The 4,522-nt window shown below is 33.0% G+C and carries 1 protein-coding gene and 1 pseudogene; one reads left to right on the top strand and one right to left on the bottom strand.

Features of this window, described 5'->3' with window-relative positions; genetic code table 11:
- The first annotated feature begins 115 nt into the window (after window positions 1-115).
- Complete coding sequence (locus AFK68_RS09110) at window positions 116-1,021, top strand: PD-(D/E)XK nuclease family protein (protein ID WP_094672450.1); 906 nt, start codon at window positions 116-118, stop codon at window positions 1,019-1,021.
- Window positions 1,022-2,819: 1,798 nt separating this feature from the next.
- On the opposite strand, the pseudogene AFK68_RS09095 reads toward AFK68_RS09110, so the two are convergent.
- Window positions 2,820-3,992 (bottom strand): annotated as a pseudogene (locus AFK68_RS09095) (AAA family ATPase).
- Window positions 3,993-4,522 lie beyond the last annotated feature (530 nt).

The raw sequence follows: 4,522 nt of genomic DNA, 5'->3' as shown, positions 1-4,522 counted from the left end.
TTATATTATAGTGATTAATTATAATTAATTTGGAGTATATAAAACTGATAAATTATCAGAATTTATAGTTACATTAATTGCTTGAAAAAAACAGGAAAATCAAAATAGTCTGTCAATGCCAATAAGTAATAAACCTCAATTACAATCTCCGCCATTTAGTATTAACGATCTTAAGGTTGCTTTTGATTGCCCCCGTTTGTTTTATTTGAAACAGCGTTTTGGAGGCGATTATCTGTTTTTGCCAAAGGGTTATATTCAGGAAATTGATAATGCTTTTGTTGATTTAGCTAATCAGTTGATGAATATGATTCGGCAAGAATCTAGAATTCAAGTTTTGTTTGCAGGACAATTTGAGGAATTGGTGGTAGAGGCGATCGCTAATCAAATACAACAGTTATTTTATGAGTTGATTTTCTTTCCTTATTTACAAACAATTATTACAAAAGATATTAGTTTAGCAACAGGATTATATCAAGTTTGGCAGGTATTAACTAAACTGATTTTTAATATGTCTGAAATCATTGTTAAAAATCGGCGTTACTGCCATGAAAGTATTGTAATTCGTCGCACATTAATTACGGGAGAAATATCTGTAGATTATACTTTTAAAATAGCAGGTGGTAAGAGTCAAAAGTTAACGGGAAAAGTTAATAATTTAATTTTTGATTTTGAGACTCGTCGCTTGTGTGTGGTTCATTTTCAAACTTATGAAACTGTGGAAGTATCGTCTCAGTTAATAGGGGTTGCTCTCTATAGTTTTTTACTGAAGCAAAAGAAAAAGATACCTGTTGATGCTGTTGTTTATTGGGTTTTGCCTGAGTTAGGAGAGTATCATTATTCCTGGGAAAAGTTGGAGAATGTGGTGGAGGGTTCAGTTCCGGGTAAGTTAGAGGAGATGCGGGAGTGGTTGAGATGGGAAGAGTTTCAACCCGATCCACCTCCACGGACGGAGCATGAGTATTTGTGTGATATTTGTCCTCAGAAGGAAAGGTGTGAGAGTTTTTTTGATGAGGGTGGGTAAATGAAGTCAGAAGTTAGAAGTCAGAAGTCAGAAGTTTTTTTGGAGATTTTGAGTCACCTTCCAAAAACATTTTGCCTTCAAAGGTGGGGTTTTATACTCAATTATTTTGATAAACAGTAGGTTGGGTAGAACGCAGTGTTTCACTGCGCGACATGAAAAGCGGAGCTTCCCGAAGGGAAACCCAACTTATGTCTATATTAAGTCTAAGTAATAAGTTATATCAAATCTGGTAGTATCGGTGAAATTTAATATCGTAGGGGTTTGGTGACCAAACCCCTACCAAACTAGGGGTTTTTCCCTCTTTTAGAATCTCCCAACTCCAAAGTAAGTGGATTTGATATAGTTAAGTAAAAGTTGGGTTTCGTTACCTCAACCCAACCTACGGATATTTGGTATTTTTGGGGATGGGGATGCGATCGCCATATATTAAAAGAAAAGCTGATTATATCAAATTGTCAAAAAATATAGAAACCGGGTTTGTATTAAATGCTTTACCATACTAATATTTACCTCCCATAAACCCGGTTTCTTATAACACTCCAAAAAAAGCGGATTTGGTATTATTTATTAATCAGGTATATCGCCGATATCTCTTAACTTTTTGTAAGTACCATTTGAGAAGTTTGGTATTTTATCTTGATGACCTGTTTTTGATGAGTTTTCTAAATTTTCCCATGTTAGCTTTTTACCTGATTTTCGCCAATATTTAATTGCTTCCCATGCTTTAGTTGCTCCTGATATAGAGCTAAAAACTCGCTTGAAAGCTTGTTTGATTTCATCTTCTGTTTCTACTGTTAACAAATTGACTTTTTGTAGTTGATTAGATTCACGATCAATAGCTTTTATTTGTCTACTTAAAGCTTTTCGTGATAGTTTTATTGATGGTACAATTGATGGAAAACTCAAGAATGTAGCAGATGAAACTGTCAAGGCAAAACTAGAAACAGTCAAAGGAAAAGTAGCGANCATGCTTTAGTTGCTCCTGATATAGAGCTAAAAACTCGCTTGAAAGCTTGTTTGATTTCATCTTCTGTTTCTACTGTTAACAAATTGACTTTTTGTAGTTGATTAGATTCACGATCAATAGCTTTTATTTGTCTACTTAAAGCTGTTTGAGTTTGTACTAATATAGATAAAGCTTCTTGCTTAGATAGATTACTAATTTTTTGACGTATAACTTTTAATTGTTCATTCAGAATTTCCTCAATTTCTGGTAGTTTTTTGGGTAATAATTGGTCAATTTTACTTTCGATATTCTGGAGTTTTTCCTCTGCAGTATTATTAATTTGAGATTGAGAATTAGTAGGATATGATGTATTTATTCGATCTAACTTTGTTGTTATTGGTTGAAATTTTTGATCGAGTTGACTATTTAGTTCTTTTGTCAAACTTAATCTCAAATTATTAAACATTTTCGTTAAGTCAACTTGACTACCTTCAATATCAATAGGAACTTCTGGAGATTCAGTTATTGGAGAATCTAAACCTCTCAAAATTTTCTGTTGGTTCCTGATATTTTCTTCCTGTTCTTCTGTAATAATAAACCCTCTGATCATACCTGAATGTTCTGGGTCTATTTCTGATGCTTTAACAGTTGCATGATACTCAAAATCACCTGTGACAATTTCGCAACTCTCAATACCTGTTCTTTTCAAAATAATAGGTCTAACCACACCTCCTGTTGTCAGAATTAAGTTAGCCATATTCTCAACTTCATCTGCTGAAAACTCAGAGATATCAAACTTTGGTGTGATGTTATCAAGGTCTACTAAGGAAGTAGATAAATTTATGTTATCGCTCATACTTTTGAAATAATTTCTGTTGCTAAGTTTTCAAATTCTTCTACGGAAGGTTCATCTGATTTATAGTCAAAAATTGATATAGGATTAGGAACTTCTATATCATCTATTAAAACAGTTCTATCTAGACACTTAGCTAAATCTTCTCTTTGAAAAATACAGCTATCCATCACTGGCAAATTATAACGTTCTTGAATAATTGCTTTGCGACGAGGTAAAGTATATTGAATATATCTACTGTTAGTAGGAATTTTGGAAGGTAAAACACCTAGTATATTAATTTCTGAAACACCTATTTGGTCTCTAAATTCATTAATCTCTTCAATGAAATTTTTAACATTTCGTAATCCCTCATTTGCAAAGGCTTTTAAGTCAGAAGGAATTATTAAATAATCTGTTGTTATCATTGCTATTCTAGCATAAAGATTCAATGAAGGTGGTGTGTCAATAATTACAAAATCATAATTCTCTTGATCTAACTTTTTTCTTAATCTTGTTTTTGCTGCATCAATTTATGATAGTTGCTTTTCCCATTTCATTAAACTAATGTGACAAGGAATGACATCAATTTCAGGGTCATTGAACTGAGATTTGCGAATAACTTCAGGGATGAAAAATTTCTTGGGATAGTTGATGACATGATAAATATACTTATCTTTTAAATTATCATTTTCTTCATCATCAAATTTAATTAACCCTGTAGCAAATGTTGTATTTGCCTGACTATCTAAATCAATTACAAGAACTCGATAACCTTTTTTACTCAAGGCAGCAGCTAAATTAACTACAGTTGTCGTTTTTCCAACTCCGCCTTTATTGTGATAAACAGCAATTACTTTCATAGAATTTCTCCTACTTTGATTAATTGGATTAGACTCGGTTTCAATCTTTACTTGATTTGCCTGGTTTTCTGGTGTATTGCTAACAATTTCTTTTGTCTCAGATTGAGTAGCGATCGCCTCACTTACCTCTGCTTTTTCTCCCGGAGTTTCTGTTGTATTAGAACTCCGATTTTGACGCAAAAAGTCTCGACCGACTAATTTTTTAATTTCTTCTATTTTGTCATCAACTTCACCCCCTAAACAATTAAACACTAACTGAATATCATTTCCTACTCTTTGATAAATCCTAATTTCTTTTGCATTAGTTAACAAGCCATATTTTACATTCATACTTGTCAAATAACGCCTCAGTTTTCGTTGATGGCGGTCTAAATTTTCTCTGGGATGTTTTGCCTCCATAACTAAACTCAATGGAGATTCTCCATCTAAACTAAAAGGTAACTTCTGAGTAGCAAATGACAAAAAATCTAAACGGATACTGCCAAATGTTACTTCTTGATGCCAATGTTCGATACCGTATCCTAATTTCGGCAGTAGATAACTAACAATTAGTTTGCTTTCTACTTCACTTTCGTTGCGACATAAGTCTGGATTAAAACTCAAGGTTATTTCAGTTATCAGTTATCAGTTAGCCTCCTATGGTCGTAACTGCGTTATCAGTTAACAGTACCTCTACAATAAGGAGGCTTGAAATATCTATGGATGTTCTTTTTTTATCCCCTTAAAAGGGGAGGCGCCTACCCATAATTTTTCGGTAATTATTCCTTAATTTTGAATTTTTTCCTTGATTAACTAATCCTATGCTATCCAAATAGATTTATTGATGTCAATATTGACAAATTGCTTCAGTTGTATTACTT

Source organism: Hydrocoleum sp. CS-953, from assembly GCF_002260545.1.
In the GTDB taxonomy this organism is placed as follows: Bacteria; Cyanobacteriota; Cyanobacteriia; order Cyanobacteriales; family Microcoleaceae; genus Trichodesmium.
The sequence above is the reverse complement of the archived record's forward strand: the minus strand, read 5'-3'. Positions and strand labels throughout refer to the sequence as shown.